Annotated in this window: 19 protein-coding genes; all 19 read left to right on the top strand. The window is 37.8% G+C overall.

What is annotated here, in order from left to right:
* Nucleotides 1–44: 44 nt before the first annotated feature.
* Nucleotides 45–4,379 (top strand): PolC-type DNA polymerase III, encoded by a 4,335-nt coding sequence (locus BK137_RS02505; protein WP_038184212.1) that lies wholly within the window; start codon nucleotides 45–47, stop codon nucleotides 4,377–4,379.
* 133 nt (nucleotides 4,380–4,512) lie between these two features.
* Nucleotides 4,513–4,995, top strand: coding sequence for a ribosome maturation factor RimP (gene rimP, locus BK137_RS02500; RefSeq protein WP_038184215.1), 483 nt, complete (start codon nucleotides 4,513–4,515; stop codon nucleotides 4,993–4,995).
* 20 nt (nucleotides 4,996–5,015) lie between these two features.
* Nucleotides 5,016–6,158 (top strand): transcription termination factor NusA, encoded by a 1,143-nt coding sequence (gene nusA, locus BK137_RS02495; RefSeq protein WP_038184218.1) that lies wholly within the window; start codon nucleotides 5,016–5,018, stop codon nucleotides 6,156–6,158.
* An 83-nt stretch (nucleotides 6,159–6,241) separates the two neighbouring features.
* Nucleotides 6,242–6,520 carry an RNase P modulator RnpM gene (gene rnpM / locus BK137_RS02490; RefSeq protein ID WP_038184222.1) on the top strand — a complete coding sequence of 93 codons (279 nt, stop codon included), beginning with the start codon at nucleotides 6,242–6,244 and terminating at the stop codon, nucleotides 6,518–6,520.
* A complete protein-coding gene (locus tag BK137_RS02485) occupies nucleotides 6,517–6,828 on the top strand; it encodes a YlxQ family RNA-binding protein (RefSeq protein WP_038184225.1) in 312 nt (103 codons plus the stop codon). The genes rnpM and BK137_RS02485 overlap by 4 nt, the downstream gene beginning before the upstream one ends.
* A gap of 14 nt (nucleotides 6,829–6,842) precedes the next feature.
* Nucleotides 6,843–9,311: a translation initiation factor IF-2 gene (gene infB / locus BK137_RS02480; RefSeq protein WP_038184228.1), complete on the top strand. Its 2,469-nt coding sequence runs from the start codon at nucleotides 6,843–6,845 to the stop codon at nucleotides 9,309–9,311.
* Nucleotides 9,308–9,586 (top strand): DUF503 domain-containing protein, encoded by a 279-nt coding sequence (locus BK137_RS02475; protein ID WP_038184231.1) that lies wholly within the window; start codon nucleotides 9,308–9,310, stop codon nucleotides 9,584–9,586. The genes infB and BK137_RS02475 overlap by 4 nt, the downstream gene beginning before the upstream one ends.
* A 19-nt stretch (nucleotides 9,587–9,605) precedes the next feature.
* Entirely contained in the window at nucleotides 9,606–9,956 is a 351-nt protein-coding gene (gene rbfA / locus BK137_RS02470; RefSeq protein ID WP_038184234.1) for a 30S ribosome-binding factor RbfA, read from the top strand.
* Between the two features lie 86 nt (nucleotides 9,957–10,042).
* Nucleotides 10,043–10,957 carry a tRNA pseudouridine(55) synthase TruB gene (truB, locus tag BK137_RS02465; RefSeq protein WP_038184237.1) on the top strand — a complete coding sequence of 305 codons (915 nt, stop codon included), beginning with the start codon at nucleotides 10,043–10,045 and terminating at the stop codon, nucleotides 10,955–10,957.
* A 15-nt stretch (nucleotides 10,958–10,972) separates the two neighbouring features.
* The gene (gene ribF, locus BK137_RS02460) at nucleotides 10,973–11,920 is read left to right on the top strand and encodes a riboflavin biosynthesis protein RibF (RefSeq protein WP_038184455.1); all 948 of its coding nucleotides are present in this window, start codon (nucleotides 10,973–10,975) and stop codon (nucleotides 11,918–11,920) included.
* 157 nt (nucleotides 11,921–12,077) lie between these two features.
* On the top strand, nucleotides 12,078–12,347 hold the full coding sequence (gene rpsO, locus BK137_RS02455; RefSeq protein ID WP_038184240.1) for a 30S ribosomal protein S15: 270 nt from the start codon (nucleotides 12,078–12,080) through the stop codon (nucleotides 12,345–12,347).
* Between the two features lie 182 nt (nucleotides 12,348–12,529).
* Nucleotides 12,530–14,641: a polyribonucleotide nucleotidyltransferase gene (pnp, locus tag BK137_RS02450; RefSeq protein WP_038184243.1), complete on the top strand. Its 2,112-nt coding sequence runs from the start codon at nucleotides 12,530–12,532 to the stop codon at nucleotides 14,639–14,641.
* Nucleotides 14,642–14,788: 147 nt separating this feature from the next.
* The gene (locus BK137_RS02445) at nucleotides 14,789–16,021 is read left to right on the top strand and encodes a M16 family metallopeptidase (protein WP_038184246.1); all 1,233 of its coding nucleotides are present in this window, start codon (nucleotides 14,789–14,791) and stop codon (nucleotides 16,019–16,021) included.
* 103 nt (nucleotides 16,022–16,124) lie between these two features.
* Nucleotides 16,125–16,394, top strand: a complete 270-nt coding sequence (locus BK137_RS02440) for a YlmC/YmxH family sporulation protein (protein ID WP_038184249.1) — start codon at nucleotides 16,125–16,127, stop codon at nucleotides 16,392–16,394.
* Nucleotides 16,391–17,206, top strand: a complete 816-nt coding sequence (locus BK137_RS02435) for an NAD(P)-dependent oxidoreductase (protein WP_038184252.1) — start codon at nucleotides 16,391–16,393, stop codon at nucleotides 17,204–17,206. Before BK137_RS02440 ends, BK137_RS02435 begins: the two co-directional genes overlap by 4 nt.
* A complete protein-coding gene (locus BK137_RS02430) occupies nucleotides 17,199–17,786 on the top strand; it encodes a dipicolinate synthase subunit B (RefSeq protein ID WP_038184255.1) in 588 nt (195 codons plus the stop codon). Before BK137_RS02435 ends, BK137_RS02430 begins: the two co-directional genes overlap by 8 nt.
* A 78-nt stretch (nucleotides 17,787–17,864) precedes the next feature.
* Nucleotides 17,865–18,905 carry an aspartate-semialdehyde dehydrogenase gene (locus BK137_RS02425; protein ID WP_038184258.1) on the top strand — a complete coding sequence of 347 codons (1,041 nt, stop codon included), beginning with the start codon at nucleotides 17,865–17,867 and terminating at the stop codon, nucleotides 18,903–18,905.
* Nucleotides 18,906–18,918: 13 nt separating this feature from the next.
* Nucleotides 18,919–19,812: a 4-hydroxy-tetrahydrodipicolinate synthase gene (dapA, locus tag BK137_RS02420; RefSeq protein WP_038184262.1), complete on the top strand. Its 894-nt coding sequence runs from the start codon at nucleotides 18,919–18,921 to the stop codon at nucleotides 19,810–19,812.
* Between the two features lie 113 nt (nucleotides 19,813–19,925).
* Nucleotides 19,926–21,593 (top strand): ribonuclease J, encoded by a 1,668-nt coding sequence (locus tag BK137_RS02415; protein ID WP_038184264.1) that lies wholly within the window; start codon nucleotides 19,926–19,928, stop codon nucleotides 21,591–21,593.
* The last annotated feature ends 49 nt before the right edge of the window (nucleotides 21,594–21,642 follow it).

Raw genomic sequence — 21,642 nt, 5'->3', positions numbered from 1 at the left:
TTTAATGTACTTCTTTTCTTTTTTTACAGAAGGTAGGTGGGATAATGACAAACGAGCAAGACGCAAAGTTGAAATTTCAACTACTGCTCCAACAAATTGATTTAACAGAAGACGTATATATGCCTTATTTTAATGCTGCTGAATTAGCTAGAATGACCGTACACAAAAAAGAACGCGTTTGGCGATTTTCTCTCAAATTACCTGCGATTCTACCATTTGGTGTGTATCGCGAATTTGAAACACGCTTAACAAAGGCATTTTCGCAAATTGCTCAAATTGAATTGGATATTAAAGCTCCGCAACAAACAATTTCAAAGGAATTAGTAACAGATTATTGGCTAAAAGTGATTGAAGACATAGATGAACTATCCCCGCCATTGCGAGAAGGTTTAGTGAAACAACTGCCTGAATGGAATGGTCAGAAAATGATGATCACTTGTCAACAAGAGCTAGAAATGATGACTCTTAAGAAAAAGTACACAGAGATCATAGCGGACGCTTATGAAACCTATGGATTCCCGCATATGCCAATTGATTTTCAACTTAATGAATCAACTGAAGCATTAGCAGAAGCGCAACTTGCATTTTTAGAACAACGCCGTATAGAAGAGGAAGCTTTTGCAAAAAAAGCCGTCGAAGATATGCAAAAGCGTGAAAAAGAACGCAACGATAATCCAAGTGGTGTAGACGTATCAGACCGACCATTCCAACTGGGGATTCCTATAAAGCCAGATGAGGCAATGATGGAAATTCAACAAATTCAAGATGAAGAACGACGTATCACGATTGAAGGATTTGTTTTCGATGCAGAAGTAAAAGAGTTACGTAGTGGTCGATCGCTACTGACTTTGAAAATTACCGACTATACTGATTCCATTTTAGTTAAAATGTTCTCACGAGATAAAGAGGATGCTGCACTTATGCAACAGGCTAAAAAGGGTATGTGGGTGAAGGCACGAGGCTCCGTTCAAAATGATACATTTGTTCGTGATCTAATTGTTATGGCACAAGATATTATGGAAATAAAGCCTATCTTACGTAAAGATACTGCTCCAGAAGGTGAAAAGCGTGTCGAACTACATCTTCATACTCCAATGAGTCAAATGGACGCCGTTACATCTGTTGGTGATCTTGTTGCTCAAGCAGCTAAATGGGGACATCCGGCAATTGCAATTACAGATCATGCTGTTGCTCAATCATTCCCAGATGCCTATAATGCGGGTAAGAAGCACGGTATAAAAATTTTATACGGATTAGAAGCCAATCTAGTAGATGACGGTGTACCTATTGCATATGATGAACAGCATCGCCTCCTTGAAACGGATACATTTGTTGTCTTTGACGTAGAAACAACTGGATTATCAGCTGCATACGACACGATTATCGAGCTTGCTGCAGTTAGAATCGTTAATGGTGAAGTTGTCGATAAATTCGAGAGTTTTGCAAATCCTCATCATCCTCTTTCTGCAACAACGATCGAACTAACAGGTATTACAGATGATATGGTTAGAAATGCACCAGAAGTTGTGGATATGATAAAGAAATTCCATGATTTTATTGGTGATGGAATTGTTGTTGCTCACAATGCTTCATTTGATATAGGTTTCTTATATGAAGCTTATAAAAAAGCAGGAATTGATGAGAAGAATCATCCGGTTATTGATACATTGGAGCTTGCACGTTTCTTACACCCAGAAATGAAGAATCACAGATTAAATTCTTTATGTAAAAAGTTCAATATAGAATTAACACAACATCACCGTGCAATTTATGATACGGAAGCTACAGGATTTCTACTTTTACATCTCTTAAAAGAAGCAGATGAAAAAGGTATTAAATATCACGATGATTTCAACAAAAATATCGGTGGAGGCGACTCATACAAACGAGCTCGACCTACACACTGTACAATTTTAGCAACTGATAATGTCGGTCTGAAGAATTTCTTTAAACTTATTAGCTTTTCACATACGCAAACTTTTTACCGTGTCCCGCGTCTTACACGTTCAATGTTAACGAAGTACCGAGAAGGATTAATTATCGGTTCAGCTTGCGATAAAGGTGAAGTTTTCACAACTGTTATGCAAAAATCAATGGAAGAAGCAGAACAAGTTGCAAAATTCTACGATTATTTAGAAGTACATCCAAAGGCTGTATATTCACATTTGATTGATAGTGAACTTGTACGTGATGAATGGAACTTAGAAGATATAATCCGTAAAATTGTCAAGTTAGGAAAAAAATTAGATAAGCCTGTTGTGGCAACAGGCAATGTTCATTATTTAAATGAAAATGATGCTATATTCCGTCAAATTTTAATCCGTTCACAAGGTGGGGCAAACCCATTGAATCGTCATACATTACCAAAAGTGCATTTCCGCACTACTAATGAAATGCTAGATGCATTTGCTTTTTTAGGTGACGATATTGCAAAAGAGATTGTTGTAACGAACCCTCAGAAAATTGCTAATATGATTGGCGATGTGAAACCGGTAAAAGATGATCTTTATACACCTAAAATTGAGGGTGCAGACGAAGAAGTACGTAATATGAGTTATGATATGGCTCATTCTATTTACGGACCCAACTTACCTGAGGTTGTAGAAGCACGTCTTGAGAAAGAATTAAAATCGATTATTGGCCATGGATTTGCTGTTATATATTTAATTTCACATAAACTTGTGAAGAAATCATTAAATGATGGTTACTTGGTAGGTTCGAGGGGGTCGGTAGGTTCGTCACTTGTTGCAACAATGATGGAAATTACCGAAGTAAATCCTTTACCTCCACACTATGTATGTCCAAATTGCCAGCATGCAGAATTTTTTGACGACGGTTCTGTTGGGTCAGGCTTTGACCTCCCGAATAAGGATTGTTCTGAATGTGGTACGCCCTATCAAAAAGATGGTCACGACATTCCATTCGAAACTTTCCTTGGATTTAAAGGAGATAAAGTTCCAGATATCGACCTTAACTTTAGTGGTGAATATCAACCACAAGCCCACAACTATACGAAAGTATTATTTGGCGAAGAGTATGTGTATCGCGCGGGAACAATTGGTACGGTCGCAGAGAAAACTGCATATGGATATGTAAAAGGTTATGCAAGTGACAATAACTTAAATTTCCGTGGTGCAGAAGTAGACAGACTTGTACAAGGGTGTACGGGTGTTAAACGAACAACAGGGCAACATCCAGGCGGTATTATCGTAGTACCTGATTATATGGATATTTACGATTTTTCGCCGATTCAGTTTCCAGCAGATGCACAGGATTCTGAATGGAAAACAACCCATTTCGACTTCCACTCAATCCATGATAACGTATTAAAACTAGACATACTTGGACATGATGATCCGACAGTTATTCGTATGCTACAAGATTTATCAGGAATTGATCCCAAAACAATTCCTACTGATGACGTAGAGGTTATGCAAATTTTCAATGGACCAGAGTCATTAGGTGTTACAGCTGAGCAAATCAACTGTAAAACAGGTACTTTGGGTATTCCTGAGTTTGGTACACGATTTGTTCGTCAAATGTTAGAAGAAACGAAACCGTCGACATTTTCAGAGCTTGTCCAAATTTCTGGACTATCTCACGGTACTGATGTTTGGTTAGGGAACGCTAGTGAATTAATCCAAAATGGTACATGTGTATTATCTGAAGTTATAGGCTGTCGTGATGATATTATGGTGTATCTAATCTATCAAGGGTTGGAGCCGTCATTGGCCTTTAAAATTATGGAGTCAGTGCGTAAAGGGAAAGGTTTATCAGAAGAATTTGAAGCAGAAATGAAAGCTAATAAAGTGCCTGGGTGGTACATTGATTCATGTAAGAAAATTAAATACATGTTCCCAAAAGCCCATGCTGCTGCATATGTATTAATGGCAGTGCGTATTGCATATTTTAAAGTACATTTACCAATTCTTTATTATTGTGCATACTTTAGTGTGCGTGCTTCAGACTTCGATCTTATCGCGATGGTGAATGGTTCACAAATGATTAAGTCAAAAATTGATGAAATTGATGCAAAAGGGTTAGAAGCTTCTACGAAGGAAAAAAGTTTGCTAACTGTCCTTGAGCTTTCTTTAGAAATGTGCGAACGTGGTTATCATTTCCAAAAGGTAGATTTGTATCGTTCTAAAGCAACGGAATTTGTGATTGATGGGGATAGTTTAATCCCTCCTTTCAATGCAATTCCAGGTCTTGGTAACAACGTAGCGTTTGCTATTGTTAAAGCTCGAGAAGATGGCGAGTTCTTATCAAAAGAGGATTTGCAACAACGTGGACGTGTATCAAAAACATTGATCGAATATATGGATAAACTTGGTTGTTTAGAAGGTATGCCAGATGCTAACCAACTCTCTCTGTTCTAGGGTTTATTTGCATTTCGGGCTATACTGTGCTATCATTTATTTAATTAATTTGTTGATAGAACACCAGCAAAAGAGTGGGATTTCCCGCTCTTTTCTGTTGTTATGACAACATGAAGTGAGTCAGGAGGATTGTATGAGCAAAGTTATCTCAGCAGTGGAACAACTTGCAACGCCTATAGTAGAAGGGTTAAACCTTGAATTAGTCGAAGTTGAATTCGTTAAAGAGGGTCGCGATTGGTTTTTGCGCGTTTACATTGATACTCCTGAAGGAAGCATTGACATTGAACAATGTGCTCAAGTAAGTGAATTATTAAGTTTAAAATTGGATGAATCTGATCCAATTGAACAAAATTATTTCCTTGAAGTGTCATCTCCAGGAGCAGAACGACCATTAAAAAAAGAAGCTGATTTTGAAAAGGCTATCGGTCAATTCGTGCATATTAAATCATATGAAGCCATTAACGGTATGAAAGTATTTGAAGGTTATTTAAAATCTTATTCAGACGCAGGTGTAGAACTTGACGTTAAGATTAAAACAAGAAAAATTAAGGTCGTTATCGATAAAGATAAAATAGCATTAGCTCGATTAGCAATCGATTTTTCCGCAGAAAGTTAATAGTAGGAGTGAAATAGACAATGAGTAAAGAATTGGTTGGTGCGTTAAATGCACTTGAAGCAAAAGGTATCTCTCGTGATATCATTATTGAAGCAATCGAGGCGGCACTTATTAATGCATATAAAAAGAATTACAACCAAGCGCAAAACGTGCGTGTTGATTTAAACCTTGACCGCGGTACAATGCACTTGTATTCAAGAAAAGATGTAGTAGAGGTAGTAGAAGACGATCGCTTACAAATCTCTGTAGAAGATGCGCAAGTTATCAACCCTGCCTATGAGATTGGTGATATCGTGGAACAGGAAGAAACACCACGTAATTTCGGACGTATCGCTGCAACTACAGCGAAACAAATCGTTACTCAACGATTCCGTGAAGCAGAACGTGGCATTGTCTATGAAGAATATGTGGATCGCGAAGATGATATCGTAAATGGTATTGTAGAGCGTTTAGACCCACGTAATATTTACGTTGGTTTAGGTAAAGTCGAAGCGGTATTACCACAAAATGAACAAATTCAAGGCGAGTCTTATGCGCCTCACGATCGTATCAAAGTATATATCACGAAAGTAGAACGTACTTCTCGTGGGCCACAAGTATACGTATCACGTACTCACCCAGGTTTACTTCGTCGTTTATTTGAATTAGAAGTTCCTGAAATCTTCCAAGGTACAGTAGAAATTAAATCAATAGCTCGTGAAGCTGGCGATCGCTCTAAAATTTCTGTCTTTGCACATAATGAAGAAGTGGATCCTGTAGGTTCATGCGTAGGTACTAAAGGTGCCCGTGTACAAACAATTGTTAACGAACTAAACGGTGAGAAAATCGATATCGTTGAATGGTCAGAAGATCCTGTAGTATTCGTTGCAAACGCACTAAGTCCTTCAAAAGTTCTTGATGTGCAAGTTGATGAAGAAGAAAAGTCAACTACAGTAGTTGTTCCTGACTATCAATTATCTTTAGCTATTGGTAAACGCGGTCAAAATGCGCGCCTTGCTGCTAAATTGACTGGCTGGAAGATTGATATTAAGAGTGAAACAGATGCAAGAGAATTAGGAATCTACCCAACTCAATCATCAACTGTTGTTTATGAGGAAGCTCAAGACGAAGAAGATGTAGATTATGACGTTGAGGTTGATTTATATAAAGACGACGAAGAATAAGTAATAGCATTTGGTCATATGCAAAGTCTTCTAATGAACCATTATGGCCAATAGTTCTTACGCTAAAAGGAAGGTGTGTTCTTATGTCGATAAACAGAAAAATTCCTTTAAGAAAATGTGTAGCAACTGGTGAAATGTTTCCTAAAAAAGAAATGATCCGGGTTGTTCGTTCTAAAGAAGGCGAAGTTTCCGTTGATGTTACAGGCAAGAAATCAGGTCGCGGTGCATATGTTTCGAAATCCGAAACAGCTGTTGCAGAAGCGAAAAAGAAAAATGTCCTGAAACATCAGTTAGAAGTGGAAATTCCTGAACAAGTATATGAAGACCTTTTAAAAGTCATTCGCAAGGAGACGTTAACATGACGCCACAGCAATCTATTTTAAATTTACTTGGATTGGCTGCCAGGGCTCGTAAAATCGTTTCAGGCGAAGAACAAGTTATTAAAGAAGTGCGCAATAATGGTGCGAAGCTTGTTATTTTAGCAACAGATGCATCTGCCAATACGCGCAAAAAAATGCAAGATAAATGTCATTCTTTCAACGTTGAGTTGCAGGAGTTCGGGACTAGATATGATCTCGGACATGCCACGGGGAAAGACGCACGGGTCTCATTAGCCATCGTGGATGACGGTTTTGCGAAAAAACTGTCCGAGCTTCTCAACGAAATCTAACCGGGGGTGAATACATGACAAAATTACGCGTCCATGAATATGCGAAACAAGTAAATAAGTCAAGTAAAGAAGTTATTGATCAGCTTACAAAGCTACAAATAAACGTCACAAACCATATGTCTACGTTAGAAAAAGATGCAGTTAGCAAATTAGATGGTGTATTTAAAATGAAAATTAACGCACAATCATCTCAAGGACCAAAAAAAACTGAGCACCAAAACAGAGGACAACAAGGGAATCGTCCGAACGCTAGAAAAGACGAAAAAGCACCACAAACTAGCGCTGCTCAACCAAAACAAAATACTAATCAAGGAAGTACTATGAATAACAATTCCACTTCAAAAAACAACTCAAACTCAAATTCAAACAATCGTTCTAACTCAAATTCAAGACCAAATACTAATTCAAGACCAAACACAAACACAGGTTCAAGACCAAACACAAACACAAGTTCAAGACCAAATTCGAATTCAAATACGAACACAAACTCAAGACCAAATACAGGTTCAAACAATAAACCAAATACGAATTCGAACACAAGAACTGGCTCGAATTCAAATTCAAGCCAAAACCGTAACACAAATCGCGGACCTGGTGGTCAATCCAACCAACAAGGTGGAAACCGTAACTTTAATCAAAGAAAAAAACCAGGTATTAATGGTGGGCAACGTCGTAAACAAAGACCACAACCAGTTGTACCTGCAGTGAAAAAAGAATTACCAGAAAAAATCACTTTCTTCGAATCATTATCTGTAGGCGAATTAGCGAAAAAATTAGGCCGTGAACCATCTGAAATCATCAAAAAATTATTCATGCTTGGCGTTATGGCGACAATTAACCAAGAGCTTGAACAAGATGCGATCGAACTAATCTGTGCTGATTATGGTGTGGAAGTTGAGGAAGAAATTCGTATCGACGTAACAGACCTAGAAACTTACTTTGAGGGTGACCAAGAAGAAGTAAATACAAATAACATAGCAGAACGTCCACCAGTTGTAACAATTATGGGTCACGTTGACCATGGTAAAACAACATTACTAGATTCAATTCGTAACACAAAAGTAACTGCTGGAGAAGCTGGCGGTATTACACAACATATTGGTGCTTACCAAGTAGTCGTAAACGACAAAAAAATTACATTCCTAGATACACCTGGACACGCAGCGTTCACAACAATGCGTGCGCGTGGTGCAAGAATTACTGACTTAACAATTTTAGTAGTTGCTGCTGATGATGGTGTAATGCCTCAAACAGTTGAAGCAATCAACCATGCAAAAGCTGCAGAAGTTCCAATTATTGTTGCTGTAAACAAAATGGATAAACCAACAGCTAACCCTGATCGCGTAATGCAAGAGCTTACTGAGCATGGTCTAGTACCAGAAGCTTGGGGCGGCGAAACGATCTTTGTTCCTATCTCAGCATTAAAAGGAGATGGCATTGATTCATTACTTGAAATGGTATTGTTAGTTTCAGAAGTAGGCGAATTAACAGCTGATCCAAAACGTAAAGCTATTGGTACTGTAATCGAAGCACAACTAGATAAAGGTCGCGGTTCTGTTGCTACTTTATTAGTACAAAATGGTACTCTTAACATAGGAGATCCAATTGTAGTTGGCCACGCTTACGGACGTGTTCGTGCAATGGTTAATGATATTGGACGTCGCGTAAAAACTGCAGGTCCTTCTACACCAGTTGAAATTACTGGATTAAGTGAAGTTCCTCAAGCTGGCGACCGTTTTGTAGTATTCGAAGATGAAAAAACAGCTCGTCAAGTAGGGGAAGCACGTGCAACGACTGCTATTCAAGCACAACGCTCTGAAAAACAACGAGTAACTCTTGATAATTTATTTGAACAAATGAGCCAAGGCGAAATGAAAGAGTTAAACTTAATCGTTAAAGCTGACGTTCAAGGTACAGTAGAAGCAATGGCAGCTTCGTTAATGAAAATTGATGTAGAAGGTGTAAATGTGCGTATCATCCACACGGGTGCTGGTGCAATTACAGAATCTGATATTTCATTAGCAGCCGCATCAAATGCAATTGTCATTGGTTTCAACGTACGTCCAGATACTAATGCGAAACGTGCAGCTGAAGCTGAAGGAGTAGATATCCGTCTACACCGTGTTATTTATAAAGTAATTGAAGAAATCGAAGCTGCAATGAAAGGATTATTAGATCCTGAATTCCAAGAAAAAATAATTGGTTCAGCAGAAGTTCGTGAAACATTCAAAGTATCTAAAGTCGGCACAATTGCTGGTGGATATGTACTTGAAGGTAAGATTACGCGCGATAGTGGTGTTCGTGTTATCCGTGAGGGTATCGTTATTTTCGAAGGCGAATTAGACTCTTTAAAACGTTTCAAAGATGATGCAAAAGAAGTAGCTAAAGGTTATGAATGTGGATTTACAGTGAAAAACTTCAATGACATTAAAACAGAAGATGTAATTGAAGCATTCATCATGGAAGAAATTGTCCGCAAATGATTGTCTACGCAGAGTGTGAATTCTTCATCCCTGCGGCCCATTCGTTAAAAGAAAAACGTGCTGTCTTGCAAAGTATGATTACCCGTACAAAACAGCGGTACAATGTTTCCATTGCAGAAATTGATCATCAAGATGTTTGGCAAAGAGCATTGCTCGCGATTGTTACTGTTGCTTCTTCTAAGGATGCAGCAGATCGTGAGCTCACTCGTGCTCTTCAACTTCTAGAATCAAATCCCGAATGGGAACGACTAAACATACAAAGAGAGTACTTATAAAAATTGAGGTGAAACGATTATGAGTATGCGCGCGAACCGTGTTGCAGAACAAATGAAAAAGGAACTCGGCGATATTATCGTTCGTAAACTAAAAGACCCTCGCGTCGGATTTGTTACTGTAACAGATGTTGAAGTAACAGGTGACTTACAACAAGCAACAATTTATATTACTAGCTTAGGTACTGAGAGAGAGCGTCAGGACACATTAAAAGGACTTGAAAAAGCAAAAGGCTTTATTCGTTCTGAAATTGGTCAACGTATTCGTTTAAGAATTACACCAGAATTATCCTTTGAATTTGACTCATCGGCTGAATATGGTAATAAAATTGACACGCTTTTACGTCAACTACATGAATCAAAAGATCAATAATTGAAACAAGCCTGCAAACCTTATTATTTGCAGGCTTTTTCTGTCTTTAAAATAAAATTATTTATACTAAAAAGGAGTTGACACGAATGCAACATGGCATTCTTCCTCTATGGAAAGAACGGGGAATGACTTCTCACGATTGCGTATTTAAATTACGCAAAATATTGCAAACGAAAAAAGTAGGGCATACAGGTACACTTGATCCGGGTGTAGAAGGTGTTTTGCCGATTTGTATTGGCAATGCAACACGTCTAGCAGAATATCTGACAGACGCAGGTAAAACGTATGAGGCTGTTATTTCAATTGGCACATCTACTACAACTGAAGATGCTGAAGGGGAAATAGTGGCAGAAGATAGTAGTATCAAAACCATTTCTCGTGAACAATTATTACAGGTACTTGCTAACCTTACTGGAGAAATTTCACAAACACCACCGATGTATTCAGCTGTGAAAGTAAATGGACGGAAATTATATGAATACGCACGCCAAGGTCAGATTATAGAACGTCCTTCTCGTAATGTTATGATTTATAACTTAGAACTACTAGATGATGAATTGGTCTATGAGGGAGCTACTATCACTTTCCCAGTTCGCATTGCATGTAGCAAAGGGACATATATTCGCACTTTAGCTGTACAAATAGGTGAAGAGTTAGGGTACCCTGCGCATATGGCTTCACTAGTTCGTACAGCTTCTGGAAATTTTAAGAAGGAAGATTGTGTCACAATTTCTGAATTACGTGAAATTGCTGAGGCGGAGGAATTGGATAAAGTAATAATGCCAATTGAGCAAGCATTAACTAATTATCCAACTTTCCAAATTGATGAAGAGAATCATAAGCAAATTACAAATGGACAAGTAATTCCTATGCACCCATCTCTAGAAGAACATGATAAAATAGTATTTGTAGAAAATGGGAGAGCGGTTGCTATTTATATTAAGCATCCAACAAAAGATGGGCTTATGAAGCCAGAAAAAATGTTCCCAGCTGTTGATTAGGAGGCAGTCTTTATGATGAAAGTTATTCAATTAATGTACCCTCACCAAATTAGTCATCCAGATATTGAAGGACCCTATTCGCTTGCAATCGGCTTTTTTGATGGAGTACATCGAGGTCATCAAGCGGTGATTGAGCATGCGAAAAAGCAAGCACACGAGAAAAACTTGAAAACGGCTGTTATGACGTTTGATCCTCACCCTTCTATTGTATTAGGCCAAAGTAAAGAACAAGTTTTTTATATTACACCAATAAAGCAAAAGCTAGATATCCTTGAAAGTATGGGAGTTGATACGGTATTCGTCGTACGCTTCACTTCGGATTTCGCTAAGCTTAGTCCTAGTAAATTTGTAGATGTATTTATTCGTAAATTAAATGTAAAACATGTGACAGCAGGCTTCGATTTTACATTTGGTGCATTTGGAAAAGGAACGATGGAAGAAATGAAGTCACTCAGCAATGAAGACTTCGATGTTACTATAATTAATAAGCAAGTTCAGGAAGAGGAGAAAATTAGCTCGACTAGAATTCGTAAGTTGTTACAAGTGGGTGAAATGGAAGCTGTTCATATTCTTCTAGGAAGACCATACCAAATTCCAGGGATTGTCGTACATGGTGATAAACGAGGACGTCAGATTGGTTTTCCAACTGCGAATATTCAAGCGCATGAAGGTACGTTCATACCGGCTAATGGTGTTTATGCTGTAAGAATGCGAGTACAAAATGAATGGTTCGATGGTGTTTGTAACGTGGGATATAAACCAACATTCAAAAACCCAGATGAAAAAAGCTTATCAATAGAAGTACATATTATGGACTTCAACAAAAATATTTATGCTGAAGAAGTACAAATAGATTGGTATAAGCATTTAAGATCAGAACAAAAGTTTGATGGAATCGACGCGCTGAAAAGACAAATCGAAATAGATAAGGCAACTGCAATGAAATATTTACGTGAACGTTAGATAATAGTTGATTCTATTAGGCGCTTATGTTACTATTTCATAAGTGAGTTGCTCTAAATGAAGTATTTCATTTGCAACCACTGAACCATTGCTTGGCTTTCGAATCACCAACGTTTGCTCAGCATTTGGGGATATTTCAATTTAGGAGGTGAATAGGATGGCACTAACACAAGAACGCAAAAACGAAATCATTTCTGAATTCCGTGTACACGAAAGTGATACTGGTTCACCAGAAGTTCAAATCGCTATCCTTACGGAAGAGATTAACAACTTAAATGAGCACTTACGTACTCATAAAAAAGACCACCATTCTCGTCGCGGTTTATTCAAAATGGTTGGACGTCGTCGTAACTTATTAAAATATTTACGTGAAAATGACGTACCACGCTACCGTGAAATCATTACTAAACTCGGCTTACGTCGATAACATGCAATTTTGTGAAAGCGGGCTTGTCCCGCTTTTTCTTTATGCTTCAATAAACTAACCTCCTACGACAATTTGAATATAAAGAATTGAAATGTTTCGCATAAGCCTCCCTTTTTTGATAAACTAATAGTACTACATAAATACATGAATAGATGTTTTCTTTGAGAGAGGAGTTCAAATAAATGAACGAAAAAAAGGTTTATACCTATGAATGGGCCGGACGACCTTTACAAATCGAAGTAGGTCAGCTCGCAAAGCAAGCTAATGGGTCGGTATTAGTACGTTATGGAGAAACGGTTGTACTATCAAATGCAACTGCTTCAAAACACCCAAAACCATTAGACTTCTTCCCATTAACAGTTAACTATGAAGAAAAATTATATGCAGTTGGTAAGATCCCTGGTGGGTTTATCAAACGTGAAGGACGTCCTTCTGAAAAAGCGGTATTAACATCTCGCTTAATCGACCGTCCAATCCGTCCGTTATTCCCTGATGGCTTCCGTAATGAAGTACAAGTAATCTCTATGGTTATGTCAGCAGATCAAGATTGCCCTTCAGAAATGGCAGCTATGCTCGGATCATCACTTGCTTTGATGGTTTCTGATATTCCATTTGACGGACCAATCGCAGGTGTCCAAGTTGGGCTTGTTGACGGTGAATTCATCGTAAACCCAACAGTTGCACAATGGGAAAATTCAACAATTAATTTAATTGTTGCTGGTACAAAAGATGCGATTAACATGGTTGAAGCAGGTGCTTTAGAAGTTCCTGAAGAAAAAATGTTAGAAGCTATTATGTTTGGACATGAAGAAATCAAAAAAATAATTGCTTTCCAAGAAACAATTGCTGCTGAAGTCGGCAAAGAAAAAATGGAAGTAATATTACACGGAATAAATGAAGAATTATACGCTGAAATCAATGCGGAATTCGGAACTAAAATGGTTGCTGCTATCCAAACTTATGAAAAGCATGCTCGTGAAGAAGCAATTAATGCTGTAAAAGCTGAAGTTGTTGCAAAATACGAAGAAGCTGAAGCGGATGAAGCAACTTTAAAACAAGTTGGCGAAATTCTAGATAAAATGGTGAAAGAAGAAGTTCGCCGTTTAATCACAGAAGATAAAATTCGTCCTGATGGTCGTAAATTAGATGAAATTCGTCCATTATCTTCAGAAGTAAGTTTACTTCCAAGAGCACATGGATCTGGCTTGTTTACACGTGGACAAACTCAAGCACTTTCAGTTTGTACTTTAGGAGCACTAGGTGATGTTCAAATTATCGATGGTTTAGGTGTTGAAGAGTCTAAACGCTTTATGCATCATTATAACTTCCCTCAATTCTCAGTAGGAGAAACTGGACCTATTCGTGGACCAGGCCGTCGTGAAATCGGCCATGGTGCGTTAGGTGAACGTGCTTTAGAAGCAGTTATTCCAAACGAAAAAGACTTCCCTTACACAATCCGTTGCGTATCAGAAGTATTAGAATCTAATGGATCTACTTCACAAGCAAGTATTTGTGCTTCAACTTTAGCGATGATGGATGCAGGTGTTCCTCTTAAAGCACCAGTTGCAGGTATTGCAATGGGTCTTATTAAAAAAGATGAACATTATTCAATCTTAACTGATATTCAAGGAATGGAAGATCACCTGGGTGATATGGACTTCAAAGTAGCGGGTACTGCAAAAGGTGTTACTGCACTTCAAATGGATATTAAAATTGATGGATTATCAAATCAAATTTTAGAAGAAGCTTTAACTCAAGCGAAAATTGGTCGTATGCATATACTAGAGTCTATGCTTGCAACTATGCCAGAAAGACGTGATCATCTTTCTAAATATGCTCCGAAAATTATCATGGTTAAAATTAACCCAGATAAAATTCGTGATGTTATCGGACCTGGCGGTAAACAAATCAATAAAATCATCGAAGAAACTGGCGTGAAAATTGATACTGAACAAGACGGTACAATTTACATCTCTTCTGTTGATGAAGCAATGAACGCACGTGCAAAAGAAATCATTGAAAATATCGTACGTGAAGCAGTTGTAGGCGAATATTACATGGGTAAAGTAAAACGTATCGAAAAATTCGGTGCATTTGTTCAAATCTTCCCAGGTAAAGACGGTTTACTACACATTTCTGAAATTCAAGAAGAGCGCACTAAAGCCGTAGAAGATGTTCTAAAACTAGAAGATGAACTACTTGTAAAAGTCATCGAAATCGACAACCAAGGTCGCGTAAACCTTTCTCGTAAAGTAGTATTAAAAGAAGAAAAAGAACGCGAAGAGCAAAAGTAAACTGAGGTTTACGATATAGGGTATTACAAGTCGATACTCCTCGCGTACAACTTAAGTTACTAAACATCATAATGTTTAAATTATTGAGGTCGTCCGTTTCCAGCAAAACGGCGACCTCTTTTGCTTGTATTATAAGGAGGAAACTATTTGGTTACAAAACATATTTGTGCTAATGGAGTACGCATCGTTGCGGAAGATATACCGCATGTACGTTCAGTAGCAATGGGTATTTGGGTAAATGTTGGATCACGATATGAACAACCGCATGAAAATGGAATGACACATTTCATTGAGCATATGTTATTTAAAGGAACAGCTAAACGTTCTGCAAAAGAAATAGCTGAAGAATTTGATCGTATTGGTGGGCAACTAAATGCCTTCACATCAAAAGAAAATACATGTTACTATGCAGTTGTTCTTGATCATCATGCAGAAAAAGCAATTGAAATGCTGTCTGATATGTTCTTTCATTCCAAATTTAGTCCTGATGATATTGAAAAGGAAAGACAAGTGATATTAGAAGAAATTGCAATGACTGAAGATGCACCTGATGATGATGTAGATGAAAGGTTATGGCAGGCAATGTTCCCTAATAGTGCATTAGGTTCGCCTATACTAGGAACAACAGAAACTTTACAAACGTTTAATCGTGAAAATCTTCTGGCATATATGCACAAGCATTATCGTCCCGAACAAGTAGTAATTTCAATTGCGGGTCATTTGACACCAAAGTTAATTCAAACGATTGAGAAATTATTCAATCAATTCCCAACAACAACATCATATAAACCTACAATTTTTACTTCACCAACATTTGTTCCAGCGAAAATCGAAAAGACGAGTCAAGTAGAACAGTCACATTTGGCATTAGGCTATCCGGGGTTAAGTATGCAAGCACCTAATCTATTAAGCTTAGTTGTATTAAATAGTGTACTGGGAGATTCTATGTCTTCTCGTTTATTTCAAGAAGTAAGAGAGGAAAAAGCACTTGCTTATTCCGTCTACTCCTATTATTCTGCGTATCAAGATGCTGGTGCATTTGTGATTTATGCTGGAACTTCACCACATCAACTACCTTTGTTGCAGCAAACAATTACTCGTTCTATCGACACGATATGCCTAGAAGGTATTACTGAAAAAGAATTATTATTTGCTAAAGAACAACTTGAAAGTAATCTGCTACTCGGATTAGAAACAGCATATGATTTTATGAGTCGCAATGCTAAAAATGAACTTGTATTTGGTTATGATCGCACGATTGAAAAAGCACTAGCTGAATTACAACAAGTAACGGTACAATCAGTAAATCAAATTATTGAAGACCATTTAAAACAACCATTTGCAAGCTCCATCATTACACCAGCTAAGGGAAGCAACTAATGCCCTTAGCTTTTTCTTTTGATCTTTTTTCCTTTGATGCAAAAAATCACTAAAAACAAGGAAAAAGCATATACATAATATACATGCGAAAAGGAGGGGAAGCATGCTCTTATCAGAGTTAGCTGAGAAAGAATTAATTCAAATGAATGATGGTATACGTTTTGGTATTTTGGCTGAGACAGAGTGTTTACTTGACCCAAAAACAGGTCAAATTTTTGGTTTTGAAATGATTCATAAAGGGCATCGAATTCCATTTAAAGCAAAATCACCGAAAATGCAGGAATATATCCCGTGGGATGAAATAGTTCTCATCGGAGAAGATCGAATTCTATTTAATCAAGTAAAGCCAATGAATTCGGGGTTAACAGAATGACGGATGAAAGATGGCTACTCATAGGAACGGACGCACGTTTTAAAAAGCTTGCCGTACAACTTTCAAAGCCTCATCGAACTGTTGTGTACAAATATACAGATGAGTGGAATGAAGAGCTCGTAATGTTGAGCAAAAAGCTTCAACCGAATCGCATTGTTTTACCTATTCACCCACCTAAATGGTCAGCAGATATGAATAGTTTTCTAAGTGTGGCAGAGAATGCAAAGTTGTTTGTTGGAAGAACGACACCAGACTTTAAACAACAGTTGTCTACTTCACAAACTGTTAACTACCTAGAAGATGAACAATTTATATGGCAAAATGCAAAGCTCACCGCTGAAGGTATGCTCAGATCATTCTACGATCATGAACAAAGATCAATGAATGGGCAACACCTAATAATTACAGGATTTGGAAGAGTTGCAAAGATGACTGCTGCATTATGTAGAGACCTAGGTGCTTCAATTCATGTTATGGCACGCTCTGCAACTCAAATATATGAGGCGGAAGCTTTTGGCTATAAAGCTTCTGTTTTGGCACCTGAGGCATTGGAAGGTAAATCAGATTACGTCATTAACACAATTCCCGTAAAATGGCTTACAGTAGCCTTTAGTGAGAAGTTACAATCATCTACTACAGTGTTTGATTTAGCATCAGCTCCAGGATGTCTGGCGTTTGAAGAACAACCCGATTTTGACTATATTCAATTACCAGCATTGCCCGGGAAATTTTTCCCCATAGATGCTGCAGATTTACTAATTCAAACGATAGAACTGCATAATGCAAAGTATAAGGAGGAACATCATGCTTGATGGAAAGCGCATCGGCTTTGGCATAACTGCATCACATTGTACGTATGAAGAAGTTGTACCGAAAATCAAATTTCTTAAAGATGAAGGCGCGACAGTTGTGCCCATTATTACTCACTCAGTATTGCATGCAGCAACCAGATTTGGTACAGGAGAAGAGTGGATTGCAAAAATAGAGGAAGTTGCAGGTCATGAAGTGATTAAGACAATGGCTGAGGCAGAGCCGCTTGGACCGAGAAATCCCCTAGATTGTATGGTGATTGCACCGATGACTGGGAACTCATTAAGTAAATTTGCAAATGCTGCAACGGAATCGCCAGTTTTAATGGCAGCAAAGGCGACACTACGTAACGGCAGTCCAGTTGTCATCGGTGTTTCTACCAATGATGCCTTAGGATTAAATGGTATGAATCTCATGAAACTTTTAAATACAAAGAACATTTTCTTTATACCATTTGGCCAAGATGATCCATATAAAAAGCCAAATTCGTTAATTTCTGATTTTACAAAAATAAATGAAACGATTAAAAATGCGTTAGAAAAGAAACAATTACAGCCATTATTGATTCAATATACTAAATAATTTAATTTTTATACACAATTATGAAAAATTATGATACAATAGCGCCAATATCAATGATGAGTTGAGGAGAGATGTATGATGACTAAGCAATATACAGTAGCTGTCGTAGGAGCTACAGGAGCAGTAGGGACGAAAATGATGGAGCAGCTTGCTAAGCGTAAGTTTCCGATTGGTAAGATTAAATTACTAGCTTCCAAAAAATCTGCTGGAAAAGATATTACATTTAATGGTCAGTCATACACGATTGAGGAAGCAACACCTGAAGCATTTGAAGGTGTAGATATTGCGCTATTCAGTGCAGGTGGTGCTGTATCAAAAGTGTTAGCACCAGAAGCTGCAAGACGTGGTGCTGTTGCAATTGATAACACAAGCGCTTTTCGTATGGATCCAGAAGTACCGCTTGTTGTACCTGAAGTAAACCCTAGTGATTTAGCTAAACACAAAGGGATTATTGCTAATCCAAACTGTTCAACAATTCAAATGGTCGCAGCATTAGAACCAATAAAAAAAGCATTTGGCTTATCAAATGTAATCGTATCTACATATCAAGCAGTATCTGGTTCAGGTATAAATGCCATTGAAGAGCTTAAAATACAAAGTGGTGAGTGGGAAAAAGGTAAAGACGTGGAAGCGAATGTATTACCAGTTAAAAGCGATAAAAAACATTATCCAATTGCTAGAAATGTTATTCCTCAAATTGATGTCTTCACTGAAAATGGCTTCACATATGAAGAGATGAAAATGATAAATGAAACGAAGAAAATTATGCATATGCCAGAGCTTCCAGTCGCAGCAACTTGTGTTCGTGTGCCAGTTGTATCAGGACACTCTGAATCTGTTTATATTGAAGTAGAAAAAGATAATGTGTCAGTAGAAGATGTAAAGAAGGTGCTTGAAAATGCTTCTGGCATCAAACTAGTTGACGATATTACAGCGCAAGGTTATCCAATGCCAATCTATGCAGAAGGCGAAGATGAAGTATTTGTAGGCCGTATTCGCAAAGATTTAGCGAAGGATAATGGCTTCCATTTATGGATTGTTGCTGACAACCTATTAAAGGGTGCGGCACTTAATTCTATCCAAATCGCAGAAGCTTTGATTGATGAAGGTATAATCTAAGGGGGCGTCACGTATGAACATAGGGAATGTAGCAACAGCGTTGATTACTCCATTTCACGAAGATGACTCTATCCATTATGAAATGGTGGCAAAGGTAGTAGAACATCTAATCGCAACAGGTACTGATTCAATTGTTGTTTGTGGTACAACTGGCGAATCACCAACATTAACACACGAAGAGAAAATGCATCTTATCCAATTTGTTGTCGAAACTGTACGTAAACGAGTGCCAGTAATTGCTGGTACAGGAAGTAATAATACGGCTGAATCGATTCAAGCGACAAAAGAAGCTGAAGAAGCAGGTGTTGATGGCGTTATGCTGGTGACACCATATTATAATAAGCCTAGCCAACGTGGTATGTATGCACACTTTGCCGCAATTGCTAAAGAAACAACGTTACCGATTATGCTTTACAATATACCAGGACGTTCAATAGTAAATCTATTACCTGAAACGATCCTAGAATTAAGTAAAATACCAAACATCCATATTGTGAAAGAAGCAAGTGGTAGTCTTGATCAAATGACAGAAATTCTATCTGGTGCACCTAAGGGATTCAAAGTATACTCGGGTGATGATGGTTTAACTTTACCACTTTTAGCAGTTGGAGGTTCAGGTATCATTTCTGTAGCAGCACATGTTGTTGGCGAAGATATGCAGAAAATGATCAAAGCTTTTAAAGAGGGGCGCCATGGGGACGCAGCGTTTATACATCAAGCATTACTACCTTTAATTCGTGCCTTGTTTGCAACTCCGAATCCTACTGCCGTTAAATATGCTCTTAGTAAATTGAATATTTCATCTGAAACGGTTAGGTTGCCATTAGTGGAATTGACTGAACAAGAAAAAGCACATTTTGATATAGTTTGGGAACATTATTTAGCGAAACAAAAACAGTTCCAATAAAAAAATGGAATGGGTGATAAAACCCATTCTTTTTTTGTTTGTGAAAACGGTCTACTACCGATATAATAAAAACAAGTGGATGCTGTTCGGGATTATTTTTAGGAGGAAAACAAGTGGTTAAAACAAAAAATGAAGTAATACGAGTAATACCTCTAGGTGGGGTTAGTGAAATCGGCAAAGCAATGTATGTCGTTGAAATTGATGACGAGCTATTTGTAGTCGATAGTGGACTAATGTTCCCAGAGGATGAGATGCTAGGAATTGATTTTGTTATTCCAGACATTTCATATTTAGAAGAAAACAAAACAAGAGTAAAAGGAATCTTCTTAACACATGGTCATGAAGATGCAATTGGCTCAATTGCGTACTTATTACAAAAAGTCAATGCACCAGTTTATGGTTCAAAACTTACAATTGCTTTAGCAAAAGAACATTTAAAAGAATTGCCCGCTCCACAACAAGTGAAGTTCTTTGAAGTGACAAGCAAAAGTCGTATGAATTTCCAAACGACGTATGTGACATTTTTCCATACAACGCACAGTATTCCAGATTCACTTGGCGTTGCGTTCCATACATCTGAAGGTGCAATCGTACACACTGGCGAATTTAAATTTGACCAATCAGCACAAGGAAAGTACAAGCCCGATATCGCTAAAATGGCTGGTCTTGGTGAAGAGGGTGTATTCATCTTAATGTCTGATTCAACAGAAGCAGAACGCCCAGGATATACAATCTCAGAATCAATTATCCGTGAAAGATTATCGAAAACATTCCATCGTGCAGAAGGAAGAATCCTTGTAGCACTTTATGCATCAAACTTCATCCGTATTCAACAAGTATTTGACCAAGCGGCAGCATCAAATCGTAAAATTGCTGTTGTAGGACGTAGCCTAGAAAATGTGTTTGAAGTAGGTATGCGTTTAGGCTATCTTTCTGTTGATCCAGAAAGAATTATTCCAGTAAGTAAAATCAATGATTACCCTGAAAATGAAATTGTTGCAATTGTAACAGGTAATCAAGGAGAGCCTTTAGAAGGTCTTGAGAAAATCATTCGTAAGCATCACCGTGATATTCGTATTAAACCTACTGATACTGTATTAATTACATTCACACCTTCTCCAGGTATGGAAGTACAAATTGCTGAAACAATGAATAGCCTAGCCAAAGCAGGCGCTAAAGTAATGTCTGCTGATAAAAAGGTACATGTATCTGGTCATGGTTCGCAAGAAGACCTTAAATTAATGCTTAACCTTATGAAACCAAAGTACTTTATTCCTATTCAAGGGGAATATCGTATGTTAATAGCGCACTCTAAACTTGCGCAAGAAACAGGTTTATCGAAAGCGCAAATTTTCATCGCTGATAAAGGTGATATTGTAGAATATAAAAACGGTAAAATGCGTATGAGTGGCCGTGTAACTGCTGGTAATGTTTTAATAGATGGTATAGGCGTTGGTGATGTAGGTAACATCGTTTTACGTGATCGTAAATTATTAAGTCAAGACGGTATCTTTATCGTTGTTGTTACTATTGACCGTCAACATAAGAAAATCGCTTCCGGTCCAGAAATTTTATCTAGAGGATTCGTATATGTTCGTGAGTCAGAAGAACTAATGGAAGAGTCTGCAGCACTAGTAAAGAATGTTGTCGAAAAGTATGTGAATAAAGGTACGTATGAATGGACAAACATTAAACAAGAAATCCGTGACACGCTAAATTCTTACTTATTCCAAAAAACGAAGCGCCGCCCAATGATCATCCCGATTATTATGGAATATTAATGCGTAGCGGATACAAAGGATTTCCTAGCCGATTTGTGGTGGGAAATCC

It is taken from the genome of Viridibacillus arenosi (assembly GCF_001955655.1).
Lineage (GTDB): Bacteria > Bacillota > Bacilli > Bacillales_A > Planococcaceae > Viridibacillus > Viridibacillus arenosi.
Note: the sequence above shows the minus strand (reverse complement) of the source record. Positions and strands in the feature narration are given on the sequence as shown.